This window comes from Collinsella aerofaciens (genome assembly GCF_041537385.1).
In the GTDB taxonomy this organism is placed as follows: domain Bacteria; phylum Actinomycetota; class Coriobacteriia; order Coriobacteriales; family Coriobacteriaceae; genus Collinsella; species Collinsella aerofaciens_BV.
Map to the genome: position 1 here is coordinate 58398 of NZ_JBGORS010000003.1, position 19835 is coordinate 78232.

Sequence of the window (19835 nt, forward strand, 5' to 3'; positions counted from 1 at the left end):
TCCTCTAGCCTATTTAAAGAATCCATCGTAATCATACATCTTGATCTGGCCTTCGAGCTTATCGACCGTGTCGAGCACGACGCCGACCATGATGAGGATGGACGTGCCGCCAAATGCCTGGATTAGCTGGTTACCCGTAAAGGAGAAGATGATCGAAGGCACGATGGCGATGAGCGCCAAAAAGACAGCGCTGGGAAGCGTAATCTTGTTGAGCGCGTTCTTGATGTAGGCCGCGGTAGCCCTACCCGGACGCACGCCCGGAATAAAGCCGCCCTGCTTCTTAAGGTTGTCGGCCGTGTCATCGGGGTTGAACACCATGGACGTGTAGAAGTACGCGAAAAACACGATGAGGACAACGTTAAGCACCCAGTTGAGCCAGCCGCGCGAAAGCGCAGAGGCAACTGCCTGGATCCAGCCGATGCCGGGGAAGAACACGGCAATCTGAGCCGGGAAGTACAGCAGCGCCGAAGCGAAGATGATCGGCACGACACCCGCGGTGTTGACCTTGATGGGCAGGTAGGTGGTCTGGCCACCCATCATGCGACGGCCCACGACGCGCTTAGCGTAGGAGACCGGGATGCGGCGCTGGCCGCGCTCAAGGAAAACAATCAACGGGATAACCAGCAGGATGATGGCGCAGATGATCACCATGGTGATGATGCCACCGGCATTGCCCTCGGTGCTGGAGAAGATAGCCTGCGGCAGACCGGCCATGATGTTCGCAAAGATGATCAGCGACATGCCATTGCCGATACCGCGCTGGGTGATGAGCTCACCAATCCACATGATCAGCATGGCGCCCGCAGTGAGCGTGCCGACGATCATGAGGTCGAAGATGATCTCGGGAGCGCCAGCGCCATTGAAGCTGATGCCGAAGCTCTTAAAGAGGAAGAGGTAACCAACGGAGTTGAGGATTGCCAGAGCCAGGGTGAGGTAACGCGAATACTGCGTAATCTTGGTCTGACCGACCTCGCCCTCGCGAGCAAGCTCATGCAGGGAAGGCACGACGGCCTGGAGCATCTGGAGGATGATCGAGCTGGTGATGTAAGGCATGATGCCCAGCGAAAACACCGACACATAGCTCAACGCGCCGCCAGAGAAAAGATTCAGGAGGGCCATAGCACCTGCGGCGACCGAATTGTTATCGGTCGAGAAAAGGCCCAGCATCCCCTGGAAGGGAATGCCGGGCACAGGAACGTGCGCACCAATGCGGTACACGACGAGCATAGCTATGGTAAAAAGAATCTTTTCGCGCAATTCTTTGATGCGGAAAGCATTCTTAAGACCATTTAGCACGGCAGCTCGACCTTTCCGCCGGCGGCCTCGATCTTGGCCTGCGCAGAAGCGCTGACCTTGTCGACCTTGACCGTGAACTTCTTGGTGAGCTCACCATTGCCGAGCACCTTGACGGGCTCGAACTCGCTCTTGGTGATGCGAGCGGCCTTAAGAGCGGCACCGTCGATCACAGCGCCGTCCTCGAACTTACGCTCGAGACGCTCAACGTTAACAGCGGTGTACTCGATACGACGGGGGTTACGGAAGCCCGGAAGCTTGGGCAGGCGCATAGCCAGCGGAGTCTGGCCACCCTCGAAGCCGGCACCCTTGGTGCCACCAGAGCGGGAACCCTGGCCCTTCTGACCGCGGCCAGAAGTGGTGCCGTGACCCGAAGAATTGCCACGGCCGACGCGCTTGCGGTTCTTGGTGGAACCGGGCGCGGGAGTAAGATCGTGAAGCTGCATTTGCTACTCCTCTACAATCTCGACAAGGTGCTTGACCTTGAAGATCATGCCGCGGACGGACTCGTTGTCAGCAATCTCGCGAACCTCGCGGATCCTGTGGAGACCGAGGGCACGGACAGTACGGACCTGGTCCTGCTTGCAACCGTTGGTGCTGCGGACCTGCTTGATCTTGATGGTGTCAGCCATGCTTAGTTCTCCTTACCGACGAACATCTCGGAGACCGTCAGGCCACGGCGAGCCGCGACGTCCTCAGGGCTGGAGAGCTCCTTGAGGCCCTCGACGGCAGCCTTGATGATGTTGAGGCCGTTGTCGGTACCGAGGGACTTGGACAGGACGTTCTTGATGCCAGCAAGCTCAAAGAGGGGACGCACAGCGCCGCCGGCGATAACGCCGGTACCCTCGACAGCGGGCTTGATGATGATGCGGCCGGCACCAAAGTGGCCGAGAACCTCGTGCGGGATGGTGCCCTGCTCGGTCACCGGCACGTGGAACATGTTCTTCTTGGCATCGAGAGATGCCTTGGAGATGGCCATGGGCACCTCAGCGGACTTGCCCATGCCAACGCCGACGTTGCCCTTGCCGTCGCCAACGACGACGAGAGCGACGAGGCTCATGCGACGACCACCCTTGACGGTCTTCGACACGCGGTTGATGTAAACGACGCGCTCCTCGAACTCGGAGGCCTCGCGCTGCTGCTTCTGATTACGAGCCATGTGCTACATACCTCCTAGAACTCGAGACCGGCGGCACGAGCACCGTCGGCGAGGGCCTTGACGCGGCCATGGTAGATACGGCCACCACGATCGAAGGCGACCTTGGTGATGCCGGCCTCGATGGCGCGCTTGCCAACGAGCTGACCGACCTTCTCCGCAGCCTCCTTGTTCGAGGTGTGGGTGCCCTTGAACTCGGCCTCGAGGGTCGAGGCCGAGACGAGCGTCAGGCTGGAGCCCTTGCTGTCGTCGATGATCTGGGCATAGATGTTGGCGTTAGTACGGGTCACGCGAAGACGCGGACGCTCGGCGGTACCCGAGACCTTGCCGCGAACACGACGCTGACGACGCTTGAGGCCTTCCAGCTTCGCCTTATGCTTGTTCATACGTAAACTCCTAAAAAGGTTGATCTTGCCAGCACCTGACGGGGTGCTGGTCTTATGCGAGTGAGTCGGTTACGACTACTTGGCGGCCTTACCCAGCTTGCGGCGGATGTGCTCGCCAACATAGTGGATACCCTTGCCCTTGTAAGGCTCGGGAGGACGATGACCGCGGATCTCAGCGGCGATCTGACCGACCTGCTGCTTGTTGATACCCTTGACGTTCACGTGGGTGTTGTCGGGAACCTCGAAGGTAATGCCCTCGGGAGCCTCGACGATCACGGGGTGCGAGAAGCCCAGGGAGAACTCGAGGTTCTTACCCTTCTGCTGCACGCGGTAACCGACGCCGGCGAGCTCGAGCTTCTTCTCGAAGCCCTCGGAAACGCCGACAACCATGTTGTGGATGAGGGCGCGGGTGAGGCCGTGGCGGGCACGGGTCTCACGCTCGTCGTCGGGACGGGAAACGGTGAGGACGTTGTCCTCGACGTTGATAGCGAGCTTCTCAAAGACATCGAGCTCGAGCTGGCCCTTGGGGCCCTTGACGACAACGTTGTTGCCGTTGACTGCCACTTCGACTCCGGCGGGAATCTGGACAGGCTTATTACCGATACGAGACACGGTGATCTCCTTTCCTTCTACCTACCGAGCGAATTACCAGACGTAAGCGATGATCTCGCCGCCGACGTTGTGCTTGCGAGCATCGCGGTCGGTCATGACGCCATGGCTGGTGGAAATAATGGCGGTACCAAGGCCACCGCGGACGCGGGGCATGTCGGCAACGCCGGTGTACTTACGCAGGCCCGGCTTGGAAATGCGGCGGATGCCGTTGATGACCTTAGCCTTCTTGGGACCATACTTAAGCGTGATGTGCAGAGTCTTCTGGGGAACGGTGTCCTCGACATCGTAGCCCTCGATGTAGCCCTCCTCGTGCAGAACACGAGCGATCTCGACGAGCTTCTTGCTGCTCGGCATGGAGACCGTGGCCTTGTTCACAGAGTTAGCGTTACGGATGCGCGTAAGCATATCTGCGATCGGGTCTGTAAGGTTCATACAGATTCTCCTTCGTTCTTGATGAACACGTGCTCTTGGTTCTTCGCCGCCCTTAACGGCAAAGCCTAACTAGCGCGTTTTCCCTGTTCCAAACGGATGCTTGAAACGCTGGTAGTGACTTACCAGCTGGCCTTCTTAACGCCGGGAAGCTCGCCCTTGAGTGCAAGCTCACGGAAGCAGACACGGCACAGGCCGAACTTGCGGTACACAGAGTGCGGACGGCCGCAGCGCTGGCAGCGCGTGTACTCACGAGTAGAGAACTTCTGCTTGCGATTGCACTTGACGATCATCGATGTCTTAGCCACTTATATCCTCCTCACATAGAGTATTGTTCGCCCCAAGCGCCGCTCCCTTGTGGAAACGGCGCTTTTAGGGCAGGTGAACCTATTTCTTGAACGGGAAACCGAAGGCGTCCAGAAGGGCCTTGGCCTCCTCATCGGTGTTGGCGGTGGTCACGAAAGTGATGTCCATACCACGCTGGTGATCGACGGAGTCGAAGTCAATCTCGGGGAAGATGAGCTGCTCGGTGACGCCCATGGAGAAGTTACCACGGCCGTCGAAGCTCTTGGCGGAGATGCCGCGGAAGTCGCGGATACGGGGGATCGCGACGGAGGTCAGACGATCGAAGAACTCCCACATACGGTCGCCACGCAGGGTAACCTTGCAGCCGATCGGCATACCAGCGCGCAGGCGGAAGGTAGCGATGGACTTACGGGCACGGGTGATCATCGGCTGCTGGCCGGTGATGGCGCGCAGGTCGCGCACGGCACCGTCGATGGCCTTGGAATCGGTAGCGGCCTCGCCGACACCCATGTTCACGACGATCTTCTCAAACTTGGGGATCATCATGACGTTCTCGTACTGGAACTTGTCCTGAAGCTGCTGCTTGACCTCGTTGTTGTACTTGGTCTTCAGACGCGGCACATACTTCTCTTCTGCCATTGTTCACTCCTTCTTGGGGTTTTAAGCACGGGGCGTGGCCACGGTGGGTTGTCCTCGTGCCTCCTGACTGCATCCGCACCGCTCATGGCATTTTGCGGTTTGGACTCGACGCAGCAGGAGCCGACAAAACAATCGGTACTATACGCGCATCGGGAGCGTATTTCCAGAAAAACCTCGTCTGCCTGCACAACTCCACAACTCCCCCGCACAAATGGATCCCAAAAAGCAGTTGCGGTGAAATAGGGATTGTTTTGGCTAGAACGTGCCGCTTACTTGAGCGTGATGCACGAGGCGAGGATGTTGGCGTAGTCTTCCGCCGGCATGCCAAAGGCGTCGTCTGCTTCCACTCCGCTTTCGGTGTATTTATTCGGATGTATCGACCCGCCATGAAGCCAGACGACATGCCCGTTTGATGTCTTGCCAAGATCTTTGGCGAAAGCGCCATCACAGATCGCATTTCCAACACTTGTACCGCTGATGATGCGGAAATTAGCGGGGTAATCTAAATTATTGGTACCTGCTCGAGAGACATTTACGAACAAGCAGTCGAGGTAGCCAGTAGTTGTGGTGATTTTAAACTCATCAATCGGGAACCAGTCTGGCAAAACCATCGTATAATCGTCAGTTTCGATGGTTCTTGCTTGCTTTGCTTCTTCCGCCTGGCGCTTGGCTTCTTCCTCGGCTTGCTTGGCGGCTACGGCGTCATCGCGGCGCTTGGTTGCCGCTTGGGCCAATGCGTCGGCATCAAAAGAAAAGCCCGCCTTCTTGGCGTCTGCGTCTTCCTCGGCGTACTTCTTGGCGGCGGTAACCTCGTCGTCGGTCACCTCGGTTGCCTCGATCGGGGCGAGCGAAACGTTGCCGGCATCGATGCTCTTTTTGCCCTCCGCCTTCTTGCCAACCTTGACGTCGACCTTTTCGCCCGGCACGGCGTAGATGGTGCCATCGGCCGCAATGGGCGAGGCCGCGACCTCGGCCTTATAGCTGCCGCGACGGAGCTCGACGCCCGCTCCCGTGCTGTCGACATAGCGAACGACGTCGACCTTCTTGCCGCGCGCCTCCTTACCGGTGATGTGCAGCGGCAGCCTGCTCGCGCCGGCCGATGTGTCCCACCCCTCGGCCGAGACCGCAAACCGCACGGCGTGCTTTGCGGCAAGGGCCTCTTGTTCGGCAGCCTCGCGCGCCTGCTCGGGTGCATAGATACCAAAGTAATAACCGACTCCGCCACCCACGGCGAGCAGCGCCACCACGACGGCAGCGATGATGAACGGCTTCTTGGAACGTTTGGGGCTGGACGCGACCGCCTCTGCCGCCATATCGACTTGCTGCGACCCAGTGCATACCGCAGCGTCAATAGGCGAAGAGCTCGCCCCTCCCGTTTGCGTCTGATTCTCGGGCAAGACGGATGCGCCGCATACGGCGCAGAACTGGGCTCCGTCCTCGATTTTCGACCCACAGTTTCGGCAGAACATCCAAGCTCCCCCTCGTTCGACGCCCGTTCAAGACGGGCATGTTTGAGCGCCCGCACATAGAGCGGAGCACAATCTCTTCAAAGCGTATGCTAGGAGCGAACTGCCAAACGTTGTTGCGCAACATTGCCGGGTAAAGCCTCAGCATCCAGCCATCCCCAAATAAGTTGCGGTGAAATAGGGACTGTTTGACGGCTTAACAGGCTTAAACAGTCCGTATTTCACCGCAACTTATTGATGGGAACGCGATTAGCGCTTGCGGGGGACGAGTTTGGTGCGGCGCAGGTGGATCATCTCGGCGGCGATGGAGATGGCGATCTCTTCGGGATCCTCCGCCTCGATGGCAACGCCGATCGGAAGGTGCAGCCCATCGATCTGTTCCTGCGTAAAGCCCTCCTGCTCCAGGCGGGCGCGCACAAAGGCCGTCTTGCGGCGCGAGCCCAAGCAGCCCAGATAGGCAGGTTTGGCGCGCATGGCCTGAATCACCACGTCGATATCGGACTTGTGGCCCGCTGTGGCCACGACCACCAAGTCGCGCGGGCCGATGGGACACAGCTCGCTCAGGTTCTTGTAATCGACCAGGCGACGATCGTAGACACCGGGCACCCAATCGGGGGTCAGCGTGCCGGGGCGGTCGTCGCACGCCACGACGGCAAAGCCCGCCGCCGTGAGCACGCGCGCCGTCGCAGCGCCCACATGTCCGCAGCCAAAGATGTAGGTCAGGCCCTCGGGGCAGAGCGTCTCAATGTGCGCCGCGGGAATCTCGGAGGCCGCGTTGGTGTAGGTGACCTTACTCCCCTCCTCCACCAGCGAAAGCCCGGGGCAGCCGGCAATGGTATGGCGCGATGCCTCGCCATGGTACTCGGCCACATCGCCCTCGAGGGCCTGGATGACAAACGGCTCAAAGTCGATGACGAAGTCGCCGATGCGCCGATAGGCCAAGACGTCGGCGATTTCCTGGAACAACGGCGCCTGAGTCGCATCCAGATGCAGGTAGCACAGGCAGATGGCTCCGCCGCAGATCATGCCGGTATCGGAGTTCTCGCCACCCATGGTGTAGCGGACCAGACGCGACTGTCCCGCGCTCAGGAGCTCGCGCGCCTCATCCAGCGCAAAGAGCTCAATCTTGCCGCCGCCGATGGTGCCCGCCTGGCTGCCGTCGGCAAAGACAGTCATCCATGCGCCCACACCGCGCGGTGACGACCCTGCCGTGCCGGCAACTACCACCAACTCGCACGTCTTACCAGCCTTCAGAGCGCCAAGCGCAGCATTCACCACATCGAGCTTTTCCATTGCAATTTCCTATCCCTGGAATACACCGGTGAGCATGGCGAGCGCCTCGAGTACGCCGCCGCCGACCGACGTCGCCTTGTCCGAAATATAGTTGATATAGCTGGCATCGCCGCGCGGGTCGACGTCGGCGCACTTAAAGCCCTCGGTCACCTGAACGCCGTCGGCCAAAAGGCCGCGCAAGCAGCCGTCAATCTGCGTGCACATGGGAGTATCACCCGCATAGCCGATCACGTCTCCGGCGCTCACGATGTCGCCGATTGCGCGGCCGGACCGAAACACACCGGCGGCGGGGCTGTGGATAACGCGCTCTTTGCCATAGCCGGCGATGATGCCCGGCACGCCCGTATTGGGTTGGGGCGAGCCCTGGGTGATGACGCGGCCGAGGAAATGACCGCGCATGGTCTCGACCACGGCGTCGCAGTCAACCGGCGCGGTAAAGCCCGGCCCCACGGCGATGACGGCAGGCGCCATGTCGCGCGTGGTACCCAAGTTGCGCTTGGCCAGAATCGCGTCGACCACAGCCGCGGGTTTCAGCTCGCCGAGCATCTTGGCCTGGGGGTCTACCACGACGGCGACGTCTCCAGCCTCGGTAATCGCAAGCGCCTCTGCCGGCGTCTGTGCCAAGCGAGCGCGAATGCCTTCGACCTGGACATCGCCCAGGCGAATGGCCTCGCAAAAACTGATTGTGCGGCGGATGCACGTGGGAACCGCGATATCGGCCATAACGACCGACACGCCGGAGCGCACCAAGCGAGCGGCGACGCCCGTGGCGATATCGCCGGCGCCGCGAACATAAACGAGCATTCCCGGGGCACCTCCCTGTGCTACGGTTTGAGCAGAGCAAAAGCGGTTCGACCGCTACTCTGATGATTATTTATTATCACAGTATTATACGGCGGTGAACAGATGGAAACGACGAGCGGAAACCTTGCCTCCGCGCTCAAGATCGAGCCGGGCATTACCGCGATTATCGGCAGTGGCGGCAAGTCGACGCTGCTGAAGACGCTAGGGCTCGAACTCATGCGCGCTGGCGGCCGCGTGCTCCTCTGCACCACCACGCACATGTTTCCCGTCGCCGGCGTGCCATGGGACGGGTCGAGCCGTCGCCTGGACGCCGCACCTTGGAAGCCGGGGGCCCTGCATGTTCCCGGCTGCACCTGCGAGGCCTGCGCGGGCATGAGCCGCGGAAGTATCTGCCAGGCGGGTGTTTTGGACCCCGAGACGGGCAAGCTCTCCGCCCCCGCCGAGCCGCTCAACGAGCTGGCGCAGCGCTTTGACTATGTGTTGGCCGAGGCAGATGGCAGCAAGCGACTCCCGCTCAAGGCGCATGCCGCCTGGGAGCCGGTAATTCCCGCCGCCGCGGCAAACGTTGTCTGGGTCGTCGGCGCCTCGGGGCTGGGCAAGCCCGTCACCGAGGTTGTCCACCGCCCCGAGCTCTTCTGCGAGCGCTGCGGCTGCGAGCCCACCGACATTGCCACCCCAGAGCGCGTCGCCATGGCGCTCAATGCCGAGCTGCGGATGCTGAACCTCAACAATGCCCGCGTCATGCTCAACCAAGTCGACACGCTTGCCGACCCAACGATGGCAGATCGCCTCGAGACAGCCCTCGGCCGCTCCGTCGTCGCCACCAGCCTCAAATAGCCGGCGCTGCCCCAGCAGACCTATAAGTTGCGGTGAAATAGTTCCTGAAACGGCCTATTTGGCGGCTAAACAGGAACTATTCCACCGCAACTGCGGAGGGGAATCCGGTGACCTTCCTGCTAGCGGGGGACGTAGCGGCCGGGTTGGGCTCCGGTGGGCTCGCCGTCGCGCGCAGCCAGCACGCCATTCACAAACACGGCCTTGGCGCGGCCATGTGCCTCAAAGCCCTCGAGCGGCGTGTAGTCCACGGCCTGATGCTGCGTCGCCGCGCGAATGGTCCAGCGTGCCTGGGGATCCCACACGCACACGTCGGCATCGGCGCCCTCGGCAAGACATCCCTTGCGCGGATACATGCCAAAGACGCGTGCCGGGTTCTCGCTCATCAAGCGGCAGAGATCCTCGGGGCCCAGCTGCCCCTCAAAGCTCGTGGCAATCGCGACGGGACGATGCTCCACGCCGGGCCCGCCGTTGGGAATCGCGCGGAAGTCGTCGCGCCCGCGGTCCTTTTGCCCATGCAGGTTAAAGCTGCAGTGGTCGGTCGCAATCGTATCGATCTCGCCGGCCACAAGCGCCTCGCGCAGTGCCGCACGGTCACCCGCATGGCGCAGCGGCGGGCTCATCACATACTTGGCACCCGCAAAGCCGTCCTCGCCCTGCTCCAAGTAGCAAGTATCGTCGAGCATCAGATATTGAGGGCAGGTCTCGACATAGATATTCTTCTGCCCGCGCGCCTTGGCGGCACGGATGGCCTCGAGCCCCAGCTTGGTCGAAAGGTGCACCACGTTGACCGGTGCGTCGCCGGCCAAGTGCGCCAGATACAGCAGACGGCTCACCGCCTCAGCCTCGCACACGTCCGGACGGCTGAGCGCGTGGCCCTCGGGCCCGTGGATACCCTGCTCAAACACGCGCTTCTGCAGCTCATTCACCAGCGTGCCGTTCTCGCAATGCACGCACAGTATGCTGCCCAGGCGCTTGAGTTCCTCGAGCACCTCGAGCGTCTCGGCATCGTCCAGGCGCAGGTGGTCATAGGCAAAGTAGGTCTTGAACGACGATACGCCCGCCTCGCACATGGCCGAAAGATCGGCGCGGTTGCGCTCGTTCCACTCGGCGAGTGCCATATGAAAGGCGTAGTTGGCCGTGCAGGTTCCGTCGGCGCGGCGATGCCACTCGGCCAAGGCATCGGGCATGGTCACGCCGCGATCGGCCGTCGCGTAGTCCACGATGGTCGTCGTGCCGCCGCAGGCAGCCGCGCGCGTGCCGGTCTCAAAGCTATCGGCTGTCCAATCCATGCCGGTCCAGCACTGCATGTGCGTGTGGCCGTCGATAAAGCCGGGAAACACCCAGCAGCCCGCGGCGTCCTCGACGGTATCGCCCTCGGCCGGCTCAATCGCCGCGGCAATCCGCACGATCTTATCGCCATCCATGGCAAGATCGGCGCGGCGAAGCCCCTGTGGCGTCACGAGCGCGCCGTTTTTTATGATGATCATAATTGCTCCTTATTGATTGATGCTGTTGGCCACGCGATCAAAATACGAGCAGGCGGCGATATGCTCCGTTATGCGTCGCTGTCCCTTGGCGGTATCGACGTCCCACAGCTCGTAGGCACGCGCCTCGACCAGCACCACGTCAATACTGTCCTTGAGGATCGAACCGCCGCCGTCCTTGCCCTCAAGACGCATGAGCGCATCGAACAGTTCCGCCGGAAAGAGCACCGGACTCGAAGGCTCACCGTTGCACGCCAAGCGCACCGGATGTTTGCGGCCACGCTCGTCAAATGCACGAACCATAGCCTCAAAAGAATCCGAACTCACGAGCGGCTGGTCGCCCGGCAAAAAGAGGCAACCTTTCCAGTTGCGTTCGACTCCCCACGAAAGGCCCGCACGGACGCTTTCGCTGCGCAGCTCGCCATCGTGCAGCACACACGGGCAATGCTTGTCCTCGCAAATCTGGGCGACCTCGGGCCAACGCGTCGAAACCACAACGTCAAAGCCCCGGGGAACCGAATCGATGGTCCGGGCAATCAGCGGCTCGCCATAGATATCGGCAAGCATCTTGTTGGAGCCAAACCGCTTGCCCTCGCCCGAAGCCATAATGACGCAACCGAGTTTCATCTCCGCAAACCTCCCCTGGCTGCTTTGGACACCATAGTTGCTATACCCACCATACCAAGCTCACACTCCGTCGGAACAGGCACGCACTCGTTTTCCAGCGAACGACCCTTGGCTCTCCATAGCACAAAGGAGGGCACCCCGCGACGCAGGGCACCCTCCTCAATGGTGCAGATATGCCTACTCAGCGTCGCCGGTAAACGTGGTACCGGTCTTGCCGGCAAGACCGTCACGTGCCTTCTCGAGCAGCGTGATGAGCGCCGTGCGGCCCGGCTTGCTCTCGGCAAACGTCGAGGCGGCCTGGACCTTGGGCAGCATGGAGCCGCGACCGAACTCGTTGGCCTCGGACAGACGCTTTACGTCAGCCGCGGTCAGCGTGTCGAGCCACTGCTCGTGGTCGGTGCCAAAGCCAATGGCAACCTTCTCCACGGCCGTCAGGATAATCAGGGCATCGGCATCGAGCTGCTCGGCGAGCTTCTCGGCCGCAAAGTCCTTATCGATGACGGCGGCAGCGCCCTTAAGGTGGTTGCCTTGGGCCTTGGTGACGGGAATGCCGCCACCGCCGCAGGAGATCACCACGTGGTTGGAATCGACGAGCGACTTGATGGTGTCGAGCTCGACGATGTTCACGGGCTTGGGCGAGGCAACCACGCGACGGAAGCCCTGCTTCTCGTCATGGATGAACTGATAGCCGCGGTCGGCCTCCAGCTCCTTGGCCTCGGCCTCGCTCATCCACGGACCAATCGGCTTGACCGGGTCGGCAAAGGCCGGGTCGTCTGCCGCAACCTCGACCTGGGTGAGCACGGTGGCGACACCCTTGTCGATATTGCGGTCGAGCATCTCCTCGCGCAGGGCGTTTTGCAGGTCATAGCCAATGTAGCCTTGGCTCATGGCGCCGCAAACGGACAGCGGGCAGGGAATGTACTTCTGAGGGTTAGAGCGCGTGAGCTCGGCCATCGCGTTGGCGATCATGCCCACCTGGGGGCCGTTGCCATGCACGACGACGACCTCGTTGCCCTCCTCGATCAGGTCGACAATGGCCTTGGAAGTCGTCTTGACGGCCTCCATCTGCTCGGGAAGGTTGGCGCCGAGGGCGTTTCCGCCCAGGGCGACAACGATACGCTTAGCCATTTCTCAGCCCAGCTTTAGGCCTGGAACCAACGGGCGGTGTTGCGCTCGTCGAGGGCCTTGAGGGTAGTGGCGGGATCGGCAACCTTCTGCAGGAACATCATGGCAGCGATGGCGTACGGCTTGTAGCTGGCCTCCTTGTACATGCCCACGCGGTGCATGTCGAAGACGTCGGCGTTGACCTCGCCGTGCTCGCAGGAGACACCGGAGATGTCGGCGGGCAGCGGGTGCATAAAGATGGTGTCCTGGCCGTTGGCAGTCTTCTCCATGAGCTCGGTCGTGGAGCACCAATCCTGATGGGTGGCGTTCTGGGCAAGCAGCTCTTTCTCGAGCGCTGCGATGCCGGCGTCGTCGCCCTCGGCGTACAGGTTGGTACGCTTCTCCATGGCGGCAAACGGAGCCCAGCTCTTGGGGATCACGATGTCGGCGCCCTCGAAGGCCTCGGCCATGGTGCTGACCTGCTTAAAGGTGGTGCCGGACTCGGCGGCGTAGCCCTTAGCGCGCTCGACGACCTCGGGCATGAGGTCGTAGCCCTCGGGGTGAGCAAGGGTGACGTCCATGCCAAAGCGGGGCAGCAGGCTAATCAGCGACTGCGGGCAGGACAGCGGCTTGCCGTAAGAGGGCGAATAGGCCCAGGTGACGGCAACCTTCTTGCCCTTGAGGTTCTCGAGGCCGCCAAACTCGTTGATGAGGTAGAGCATGTCGGCAGAGGACTGCGTGGGGTGATCGGAGTCGGACTGCAGGGAGATGAGCGTGGGACGGTGATCCAGAACGCCGTCCTCGTAGGCCTGCTGCACGGACTCAGAGACCTCGGCCATGTAGGCGTCGCCCTTGCCGATGTACATGTCATCGCGGATGCCGATGACGTCGGCCATGAAGGAGATCATGGTAGCGGTCTCGCGGACGGTCTCGCCGTGAGCGATCTGGGACTTCTTCTCGTCCAGGTCCTGCAGCTCAAGGCCGAGCAGGTTGGCGGCCTTAGAGAAGGAGAAGCGCGTACGGGTGGAGTTGTCGCGGAACAGGGAGACGGCCAGGCCCGAGTCGAAGATCTTGGACGAGACGTTGTTCTCGCGCAGCTCGCGCAGGGCGTCGGCGACGATGTAGAGAGCCTTGAGCTCATCGGTAGTCTTGTCCCAGGTGTGCAGGAAGTCGCTGCCGTACATACCCTTAAAATCGAGGCCGTTCAGCTGCTCGACGAGCTCGGTAAACTTAGCGTCCATGGAAATGTCCTTTCTAAAGATGAAACGATCGCAGTGAGTAGATGTGCTCCGGCATGCGCGTGTGGCTAGAACATGCAGAGCACCATGACGAGGACCCGCCACCGTTGAGGAAGCATGGGAGATAACGACCGCGGGCCCCAAGTCAACAGGGGGTGCCGGGGACACGAGCGGCCCCCGGCTCAACAAAATCGAGGAATGGGACTAATCGATCTTGTTGTTGGTCAGACCGGCGCGGAACACGGTGGCGTCGCCATCGGCCTGGCTCGGATCGTAGAGGTTCAGGGCAGCCACGTACATGGCGGCAGCGGTGACCAGGTCGTCCTTGTAGGTGACCTCGTTGGGAGCATGAGCCTGAGACTCGGCACCCGGGCCAAAGCCCACGCAGGGGATGCCGTAGCGGCCCTGGATGGAGACGCAGTTCGTGGAGAAAGTCCACTTGTCGCACAGCGGGCGACCGGTACGCTTGTCCATGCTGGGCTCACAGCCGATGCGCTCGTCACCAAACATGGCCTTGTGGGCGTCGACGAGGGCCTTGACGTGCGGAGCGGTCTCCTTGTTGATCCACGTGGGGAAGTAAGCCTCGGTCTCGTAGACCTCGCCGGTCCAGGACGGACGGTCGTACATGTACATGGAGACCTTCACGTCGTCGCCGTACTTCTTGGCGGCCGGCAGGTTGCGGATCTCGTCCAGGCAGGACTCCCAGGTCTCGCCGGCGGTCATGCGACGGTCGATGGAGATGGCGCAGGAATCGGCCACGGCGCAGCGGCTGGGGCTGGTGTAGAAGATCTGGCTGACGGTGCAGGTGCCGCGGCCCAGGAAGCGGGCGTCCTCGAAGTGCTCGGGATTGTACTTGGGGTCGAGCATCTTGACGAGACCCTTGATGTCGGTCGACTCGTCGCAGCCGTTGTTGTTGAGGGCGCGGACGTCGGCGATGATGTCGGCCATCTTGTAGATGGCGTTGTCGCCGCGGTCGGGAGCGGAGCCGTGGCAGGAGGTACCGTGAACGTCGACGCGGATCTCCATGCGGCCGCGGTGACCGCGATAGATGCCGCCGTCGGTGGGCTCGGTGGAAATGACGAACTCGGGCTTAATGCCGTCCTTGTTGTAGATGTACTGCCAGCACATGCCGTCGCAGTCCTCTTCCTGGACGGTGCCGACGACCATGATCTTGTAGCCCTCGGGGATGAGGCCCATGTCCTTCATCATCTTGGCTGCGTAGGTAGCGGAAGCCATGCCACCCTCCTGGTCGGAGCCGCCGCGGCCGTAGATGATCTCGTCGGTCTCGTAGCCCTCATAGGGATCGGCGTCCCAGTTCTCGATGTTGCCGATGCCGACGGTGTCGATGTGAGAGTCGATGGCGATGATCTTGTCGCCCTCGCCCATAAAGCCCATGACGTTGCCCAGGCCGTCGACCTTGACCTCGTCATAACCAAGGCTCTCCATCTCGGCCTTGATGCAGGCAACAACCTCACCCTCCTCGCAAGACTCAGAGGGATGGGAGATCATAGCGCGCAGGAAGCGAGTCATATCAGCACGATGGGACTCAGCAGCAGCCTTGATAGCGTCGAAATCGAGTTCTTTAGCCATTGTTCATAACCTTTCAAACGAAGGAATCTACCTGTGAGGTGGCGGAGCGATACCTATTTACTCCGCCCCAACGATTAGCAAGTGGGATATTCGCCTTCCCAAACAATGCGGCGATACTGGTCGGGATCGGTGTCGCCCTCGGTGGAGAAGCAGAGCACGGAGCTCGTCTTGTCCAGGCCGATGAGTTCCTTGAGCTCGGCGTACTCGGGATCGAGCATGAGGGTCTCGACCAGGCCGGTGGTCACAGCGCCGGACTCGCCGGAGATGACGCGCGGGTCGCCCTTCTCGGGAGCGCCCAGGGTGCGCATGCCGCGAGCGGTGACCCAGTCGGGGCAGGACACGAAGGCGGTGACGTGGTTGCGCAGGATATCCCAGCCCAGAATGTTGGGCTCGCCGCAGCACAGACCGGCCATGATGGAGGGCATGTCGCCGTCCACGATGCGCGGATCGCCGTCGCCGGCGGCAGCGCCCTTGTACAGACAGGCGGCAGGCGCGCACTCAGCCACGACGAAGGTGGGCGGGTTATCGGGATACAGGTTGGTGAAGTAGCCCACCACGGCGCCGGCGAGCGAACCCACGCCAGCCTGGACAAACACGTGCGTCGGGCGGTTGATGGCCATCTCGCGCAGCTGCTCGGCAGCCTCGGAAGCCATGGTGCCGTAACCCTCCATGATCCAGGACGGGATCTTCTCGTAGCCCTCCCAGGCGGTGTCCTGAACGATGACGCCGCGCTCGCAGGCGTCGGCCTCGGCAGCGGCCATGCGCACGCACTCGTCGTAGTTGACCTCTTCGATGGTCACCGTTGCGCCCTCGGCGGCGATGTTATCAAAGCGGGGCTTGGTGGAACCCTTGGGCATGTGCACGACGGCCTTCTGGCCCAGCTTGTTGGCAGCCCATGCCACACCGCGGCCATGGTTGCCGTCGGTGGCGGTAAAGAAGGTAGCCTGGCCAAAGTCCTTGACCAGCTGATCGGAAGTCAGGTAATCGAAGGTGCACTCGGCAACGTCCTTGCCGGTCTCGTCGGCAATGTAGTTGGCCATGGCAAACGAACCGCCCAGAACCTTAAAGGCGTTGAGGCCAAAGCGATAGCTCTCGTCCTTAACGCACAGGTTGGACAGACCCAGGCGCGCAGCCTGGCCGTCCAGGCGGGCAAGCGGAGTGACGGTGTACTGGGGGAACGACTGGTGGAAGGCGCGGGCCTTCTTCACGTGGTCGAGACTCATGATTCCCAAGTGCTTGTCATCGCTCTTGGGCATCGTGTTGCCCGCCCACTGGATCTTATCGGCCATACGGTGAACTCCTTAAGTCCTCTCTTGCCGGCTCCCGCATACGCGTTTCAGCCCATTCCCATTCATGCGACTGAACTTTTATGTGGATGCCAAACAAAAAGTTTGTTAGCACTGTTCTATCACACTTTTTGATTGGCAAACCTAACAAATTGTTTGTTGCCGTAATCGGTACTTTTTCGCCGCCGAACGGTCATGAATTGCCTTGTTGATGGATTTGTTTGCGAACAGATGTGGTTTATGGCAAAGTGTGCCCAAACTAATTTTTAGGAAGGCACCCATGACCCCCGCACAGATTGAGTTTTACAAGCGCCTCGCACACGGCCTGGCGCTCCAATTTGGCCCCAACTGCGAAGTCGTCGTCCACGATCTGGAGACCGAGGACGTGGACCACTCCATCGTAGTGATTGAAAACGGCCACGTCAGCGGGCGCAAACTGGGTGACGGCCCCAGCCATATTGTGTTTGAGTCCATGCACGAGGGCAGCACCGACGTACACGACCGCGAGCCGTACCTCACTAAAACCACCGATGGCAAGCTGCTCAAGTCCTCGACCATCTTTATCCGCAACGACGAAGGCAAGCCCGTCGGCATTTTGGGCATCAACTTTGACATTACGCTTATGAAGGCTTTTGAGCGTTCGCTCGACGCCTTTACCGGCACCGGCGGCACGGGCTATACCGAGCCCGAGCCCATTACCAAGAACATCGGCGACCTGCTCGAGGACCTGCTGCACGAGTGCGAGCAGTTTGTGGGCAAGCCCGCGGCACTCATGACCAAAGACGAGCGCATTCGTGCCATTGGCTACCTCGACCGTCGCGGCGCCTTCCTCATTTCCAAGTCGAGCGAGCGCGCCTGCGAGTTCTTTGGCATCTCCAAGTACAGCTTCTATAGCTACCTCAATGAGGCCAAGGCGGCGGCCGGCGACAAGTAGGCACTCGCCTGGATTGCCCCTCCCCTTTTGGGTGCGAGTTCTGGAAAGCACGAATCCAAGACCGGGCCGCTTGGGAAGTTCCATATAATCGATGTCATTAGTATTTCGAAAGGATGGAACAGAATGGCGTTGAGCAAGGCATCATGCACCGGTCGCGGATTGATTCCGGCAATTGGTGGACATGTGCACCGCATGTTCGATGAGGGTGAAGACGACCTGTTTTCGCTAAGCCTTGACGACGTGATGGATGATCGCCCGTGGACCGCCGACGAACTCATGGGCGGCGGGGCTCGCCCGTCAAACCCCAATCCCGCACTTGCGCCTAAGCCCGCATCTGCGCCGACTCCTGCGCAGTCGCCCGTTTCGACGCCCGCGCCTACGCCCGCACCCACTTCGGCGCCCACGCCCGCTCCCCGCCCCGCAAGCGACCCGTCCGAGACGGCGGCATTTCTCGCTGCAGCGACGCAGGGCAAATCGGCCGACAGCACCGTTATGTACAACGCCCAGCAGTTACCTGTTCCTGCGGCACGCAAGCTTCCGGTCACAAGGCTCGATGAGCCCGTTGCCCATCAGGTTGCCCACGATTCCTGGGCTGCAGCCGATCTGGATGAGACCTCTACCGGCATGCCGGCGCTCGATGTTCCAGTTAACCCGCTTTTTGCCGCCAACACGGGCGCCGCGGACTATGAGGGCGGTGCGGCATATTCCGATTATTCCGATGACTATGCTGGCAACGGTCGCATCGAGACAGAGGATTATGGCACCGCATCGAGCGATTATCTCAACGATCCGTACGCTGCCACGCCTGCACCGGAATATGACCCGGAGGCCGCGTCCGCACCGGCGTATACCAAAAGCACGGGCGAAGAGCGCTTCGCCGATTATTACGCCAAGGAAAAGGCGCTGCGTTTCTCGGAATTTCCGCAGGCAGTCAAGGTTGCCTTTATCGCCATTGTCATTGCCCTGCTCGGCGTCATTGCGTTTGAGGGATTCCAGCTGTTCCGCGGCCCCACCCAAGCGGAGTCGGAGACCCAGCAAAAAGAGGACGATAACCAGTACCTGGACATCAACACCCTCAAGGGCGACCCCAACGACGGAGACGACGAGTAGCGAGAGCTGAAGGCGGCCGCAGGATCCCGCATCCAGCACCGGCTTCTAAGTGCTGTTTTGTCATCCAGCTACACTTTTCCGGATAATTTGCCTATTGAATTTGACACTTTTCCGAAGTTTTAAGGTGCCTATTTCAACACTTTTCCGGATGAAAGCCGAATAATCACTTGGGAACCAACGCCGTTCACGCGTCATTTCGCAGGCGGCGCTTGATTTCTGTCCGTACACGTTGATAGACTTTCTCTTGCCCGCAAGGAGCGGGCGCGTTTTATCCAGAGTCGGGGTAGAGAGTTGGCTCCACGATCCCGACGCCAACCGGCCAAGAGGCACGGTGGCCCTGCCAACATCGATGAAAGGAGTCCGTATGGACAATTTCTCCGTGCGCAGTGAGCGCAACTTCCACAACCTGGCAACCAAGCCAAAACGAATGCATCTTCTGGACGAGCCGAGCGGCTATGCCTCGGCCATGGTCAAGAGCAGCCTCTCCCACCAGATGCGCTTTACGGTGCAGGTGCTCGAGGAAGAGCTCTGTGCTGCTGGCGGCCCGCACGTACTACAGATTAAGCTGCCCAGAAACGACTCGCGTGAGCCGTCCAGCTGGAAACTCTTCGCCGACGGCGTGTGCGTTGCGGACGGATCCGGCACCTTTGTTATGGATGCTATCGACCAGGGCATGATACAAGCCTGTAAGACATGGGGAGATCACGACGTATTTGCCGACATCGCAGAGGCAATCGTTCTAAGCAAAGCTGCATTTGATATCAAGGAGCGCGCTTGTCAGACGCTTTCATAAATCGCATGGACAGTTGGTCGGTTCCACGCCCAGCACCTGATCGAGGGCATGGTCGCCGCCGGGGTAGACCCGATGCTGGAAGATCTTCTCAGCGCTCCCGCGTAGATTAATCGAGCGCTCTATCGACAAAGATGCATCTACCATAACGGCATGGGGCGTGCTCGCCTTGTACCGACCCCAACCAATCCCGTCGGCGCGACTGCAGTCTCAAACAACCACCGGCACCATCCATCCGCACACGAGAGGCGATGGGCACAGGCGAACCCCTCAACCTCGCTATTCGTAAACTTCATCAGTGTTTCCACATCCCCATCAAAAGAATCCGAAAGACATCCCCCGCTAAGAAAACGCTTCTGAACATCTCGCTTTGCAGGCAAAGCCGCACCGGAGTGATGCAGAGGCCTGCGCAGGGTTTCACGGGTCCCCTTGACGCTGCCTAGCGGAAGTG

The 19835-nt window shown here is 60.8% G+C and carries 22 protein-coding genes, 1 pseudogene and 1 riboswitch; of the genes and pseudogenes, 4 read left to right on the forward strand and 19 right to left on the reverse strand.

The window, feature by feature from the left end; translation table 11 throughout:
• Window positions 1–9: 9 nt before the first annotated feature.
• From secY to yqeB, 13 genes and pseudogenes are all read right to left on the reverse strand, one after another.
• Complete coding sequence (gene secY, locus ACEG18_RS05460) at window positions 10–1296, reverse strand: preprotein translocase subunit SecY (protein WP_022094278.1); 1287 nt, start codon at window positions 1294–1296, stop codon at window positions 10–12.
• Window positions 1290–1739 carry a 50S ribosomal protein L15 gene (gene rplO / locus ACEG18_RS05465; RefSeq protein ID WP_006235267.1) on the reverse strand — a complete coding sequence of 150 codons (450 nt, stop codon included), beginning with the start codon at window positions 1737–1739 and terminating at the stop codon, window positions 1290–1292. Before rplO ends, secY begins: the two co-directional genes overlap by 7 nt.
• Before the next feature lie 3 nt (window positions 1740–1742).
• Entirely contained in the window at window positions 1743–1925 is a 183-nt protein-coding gene (gene rpmD, locus ACEG18_RS05470) for a 50S ribosomal protein L30 (protein WP_006235266.1), read from the reverse strand.
• Between the two features lie 2 nt (window positions 1926–1927).
• Entirely contained in the window at window positions 1928–2452 is a 525-nt protein-coding gene (rpsE, locus tag ACEG18_RS05475) for a 30S ribosomal protein S5 (protein WP_006235265.1), read from the reverse strand.
• A 14-nt stretch (window positions 2453–2466) separates the two neighbouring features.
• The gene (gene rplR / locus ACEG18_RS05480) at window positions 2467–2835 is read right to left on the reverse strand and encodes a 50S ribosomal protein L18 (protein WP_055252235.1); all 369 of its coding nucleotides are present in this window, start codon (window positions 2833–2835) and stop codon (window positions 2467–2469) included.
• Window positions 2836–2910: 75 nt separating this feature from the next.
• Window positions 2911–3447 carry a 50S ribosomal protein L6 gene (gene rplF / locus ACEG18_RS05485; protein ID WP_006235263.1) on the reverse strand — a complete coding sequence of 179 codons (537 nt, stop codon included), beginning with the start codon at window positions 3445–3447 and terminating at the stop codon, window positions 2911–2913.
• Window positions 3448–3480: 33 nt separating this feature from the next.
• Window positions 3481–3879 (reverse strand): 30S ribosomal protein S8, encoded by a 399-nt coding sequence (gene rpsH / locus ACEG18_RS05490; RefSeq protein ID WP_006235262.1) that lies wholly within the window; start codon window positions 3877–3879, stop codon window positions 3481–3483.
• A 119-nt stretch (window positions 3880–3998) separates the two neighbouring features.
• Entirely contained in the window at window positions 3999–4184 is a 186-nt protein-coding gene (locus ACEG18_RS05495) for a type Z 30S ribosomal protein S14 (RefSeq protein ID WP_022094280.1), read from the reverse strand.
• A 79-nt stretch (window positions 4185–4263) separates the two neighbouring features.
• Window positions 4264–4821, reverse strand: coding sequence for a 50S ribosomal protein L5 (gene rplE / locus ACEG18_RS05500; RefSeq protein WP_006235260.1), 558 nt, complete (start codon window positions 4819–4821; stop codon window positions 4264–4266).
• A gap of 269 nt (window positions 4822–5090) precedes the next feature.
• Window positions 5091–6134: a hypothetical protein gene (locus tag ACEG18_RS05505; protein WP_372541844.1), complete on the reverse strand. Its 1044-nt coding sequence runs from the start codon at window positions 6132–6134 to the stop codon at window positions 5091–5093.
• Window positions 6135–6224: 90 nt separating this feature from the next.
• Window positions 6225–6290 (reverse strand): annotated as a pseudogene (locus ACEG18_RS05510) (zinc-ribbon domain-containing protein); the annotation flags it as partial.
• 246 nt (window positions 6291–6536) lie between these two features.
• Window positions 6537–7580, reverse strand: a complete 1044-nt coding sequence (locus ACEG18_RS05515; RefSeq protein WP_372541656.1) for an XdhC family protein — start codon at window positions 7578–7580, stop codon at window positions 6537–6539.
• Window positions 7581–7589: 9 nt separating this feature from the next.
• Window positions 7590–8384, reverse strand: a complete 795-nt coding sequence (gene yqeB / locus ACEG18_RS05520) for a selenium-dependent molybdenum cofactor biosynthesis protein YqeB (protein ID WP_372541658.1) — start codon at window positions 8382–8384, stop codon at window positions 7590–7592.
• 102 nt (window positions 8385–8486) lie between these two features.
• Here yqeB and yqeC point away from each other — a divergent pair, with 102 nt between their 5' ends.
• Complete coding sequence (gene yqeC / locus ACEG18_RS05525) at window positions 8487–9221, forward strand: selenium cofactor biosynthesis protein YqeC (protein WP_372541659.1); 735 nt, start codon at window positions 8487–8489, stop codon at window positions 9219–9221.
• A gap of 119 nt (window positions 9222–9340) precedes the next feature.
• On the opposite strand, the gene hydA is transcribed toward yqeC, so the two are convergent.
• The 6 genes from hydA to dpaL form a co-directional block, all read right to left on the reverse strand.
• On the reverse strand, window positions 9341–10708 hold the full coding sequence (gene hydA / locus ACEG18_RS05530; protein WP_372541661.1) for a dihydropyrimidinase: 1368 nt from the start codon (window positions 10706–10708) through the stop codon (window positions 9341–9343).
• A gap of 9 nt (window positions 10709–10717) precedes the next feature.
• Window positions 10718–11332, reverse strand: a complete 615-nt coding sequence (locus ACEG18_RS05535) for a nucleotidyltransferase family protein (protein ID WP_372541663.1) — start codon at window positions 11330–11332, stop codon at window positions 10718–10720.
• Between the two features lie 177 nt (window positions 11333–11509).
• Window positions 11510–12460 (reverse strand): carbamate kinase, encoded by a 951-nt coding sequence (arcC, locus tag ACEG18_RS05540; protein ID WP_372541664.1) that lies wholly within the window; start codon window positions 12458–12460, stop codon window positions 11510–11512.
• Between the two features lie 14 nt (window positions 12461–12474).
• Window positions 12475–13677 carry a knotted carbamoyltransferase YgeW gene (gene ygeW, locus ACEG18_RS05545; protein WP_372541666.1) on the reverse strand — a complete coding sequence of 401 codons (1203 nt, stop codon included), beginning with the start codon at window positions 13675–13677 and terminating at the stop codon, window positions 12475–12477.
• A gap of 201 nt (window positions 13678–13878) precedes the next feature.
• Window positions 13879–15264 carry a YgeY family selenium metabolism-linked hydrolase gene (locus ACEG18_RS05550; protein ID WP_055252228.1) on the reverse strand — a complete coding sequence of 462 codons (1386 nt, stop codon included), beginning with the start codon at window positions 15262–15264 and terminating at the stop codon, window positions 13879–13881.
• 74 nt (window positions 15265–15338) lie between these two features.
• Window positions 15339–16553 (reverse strand): diaminopropionate ammonia-lyase, encoded by a 1215-nt coding sequence (gene dpaL, locus ACEG18_RS05555; RefSeq protein WP_215694723.1) that lies wholly within the window; start codon window positions 16551–16553, stop codon window positions 15339–15341.
• A gap of 277 nt (window positions 16554–16830) precedes the next feature.
• Here dpaL and ACEG18_RS05560 point away from each other — a divergent pair, with 277 nt between their 5' ends.
• The 3 genes from ACEG18_RS05560 to ACEG18_RS05570 all read left to right on the forward strand — a co-directional run bounded on the left by ACEG18_RS05560 (window position 16831) and on the right by ACEG18_RS05570 (window position 19387).
• Window positions 16831–17484 (forward strand): helix-turn-helix transcriptional regulator, encoded by a 654-nt coding sequence (locus ACEG18_RS05560; RefSeq protein WP_035137462.1) that lies wholly within the window; start codon window positions 16831–16833, stop codon window positions 17482–17484.
• A 123-nt stretch (window positions 17485–17607) separates the two neighbouring features.
• The gene (locus ACEG18_RS05565; protein ID WP_226802711.1) at window positions 17608–18594 is read left to right on the forward strand and encodes a hypothetical protein; all 987 of its coding nucleotides are present in this window, start codon (window positions 17608–17610) and stop codon (window positions 18592–18594) included.
• A 265-nt stretch (window positions 18595–18859) separates the two neighbouring features.
• A riboswitch (SAM riboswitch) is annotated at window positions 18860–18950 on the forward strand.
• A gap of 8 nt (window positions 18951–18958) precedes the next feature.
• Window positions 18959–19387: a hypothetical protein gene (locus ACEG18_RS05570; protein WP_368135030.1), complete on the forward strand. Its 429-nt coding sequence runs from the start codon at window positions 18959–18961 to the stop codon at window positions 19385–19387.
• Window positions 19388–19835 lie beyond the last annotated feature (448 nt).

What these genes read in the sequence shown, in the direction of transcription:
- rplO (WP_006235267.1), bottom strand. Translation starts at nt 1,739, where the DNA reads ATGCAGCTTCACGATCTTACTCCCGCGCCCGGTTCCACCAAGAACCGC.
- hydA (WP_372541661.1), bottom strand. Translation starts at nt 10,708, where the DNA reads ATGATCATCATAAAAAACGGCGCGCTCGTGACGCCACAGGGGCTTCGC.
- ACEG18_RS05570 (WP_368135030.1), top strand. Translation starts at nt 18,959, where the DNA reads ATGGACAATTTCTCCGTGCGCAGTGAGCGCAACTTCCACAACCTGGCA.
- ygeW (WP_372541666.1), bottom strand. Translation starts at nt 13,677, where the DNA reads ATGGACGCTAAGTTTACCGAGCTCGTCGAGCAGCTGAACGGCCTCGAT.
- ACEG18_RS05550 (WP_055252228.1), bottom strand. Translation starts at nt 15,264, where the DNA reads ATGGCTAAAGAACTCGATTTCGACGCTATCAAGGCTGCTGCTGAGTCC.
- rpsE (WP_006235265.1), bottom strand. Translation starts at nt 2,452, where the DNA reads ATGGCTCGTAATCAGAAGCAGCAGCGCGAGGCCTCCGAGTTCGAGGAG.
- yqeC (WP_372541659.1), top strand. Translation starts at nt 8,487, where the DNA reads ATGGAAACGACGAGCGGAAACCTTGCCTCCGCGCTCAAGATCGAGCCG.
- ACEG18_RS05560 (WP_035137462.1), top strand. Translation starts at nt 16,831, where the DNA reads ATGACCCCCGCACAGATTGAGTTTTACAAGCGCCTCGCACACGGCCTG.
- ACEG18_RS05565 (WP_226802711.1), top strand. Translation starts at nt 17,608, where the DNA reads ATGGCGTTGAGCAAGGCATCATGCACCGGTCGCGGATTGATTCCGGCA.
- ACEG18_RS05505 (WP_372541844.1), bottom strand. Translation starts at nt 6,134, where the DNA reads ATGGCGGCAGAGGCGGTCGCGTCCAGCCCCAAACGTTCCAAGAAGCCG.
- rpsH (WP_006235262.1), bottom strand. Translation starts at nt 3,879, where the DNA reads ATGAACCTTACAGACCCGATCGCAGATATGCTTACGCGCATCCGTAAC.
- ACEG18_RS05515 (WP_372541656.1), bottom strand. Translation starts at nt 7,580, where the DNA reads ATGGAAAAGCTCGATGTGGTGAATGCTGCGCTTGGCGCTCTGAAGGCT.
- rplR (WP_055252235.1), bottom strand. Translation starts at nt 2,835, where the DNA reads ATGAACAAGCATAAGGCGAAGCTGGAAGGCCTCAAGCGTCGTCAGCGT.
- ACEG18_RS05535 (WP_372541663.1), bottom strand. Translation starts at nt 11,332, where the DNA reads ATGAAACTCGGTTGCGTCATTATGGCTTCGGGCGAGGGCAAGCGGTTT.
- arcC (WP_372541664.1), bottom strand. Translation starts at nt 12,460, where the DNA reads ATGGCTAAGCGTATCGTTGTCGCCCTGGGCGGAAACGCCCTCGGCGCC.
- rplE (WP_006235260.1), bottom strand. Translation starts at nt 4,821, where the DNA reads ATGGCAGAAGAGAAGTATGTGCCGCGTCTGAAGACCAAGTACAACAAC.
- yqeB (WP_372541658.1), bottom strand. Translation starts at nt 8,384, where the DNA reads ATGCTCGTTTATGTTCGCGGCGCCGGCGATATCGCCACGGGCGTCGCC.
- rpmD (WP_006235266.1), bottom strand. Translation starts at nt 1,925, where the DNA reads ATGGCTGACACCATCAAGATCAAGCAGGTCCGCAGCACCAACGGTTGC.
- dpaL (WP_215694723.1), bottom strand. Translation starts at nt 16,553, where the DNA reads ATGGCCGATAAGATCCAGTGGGCGGGCAACACGATGCCCAAGAGCGAT.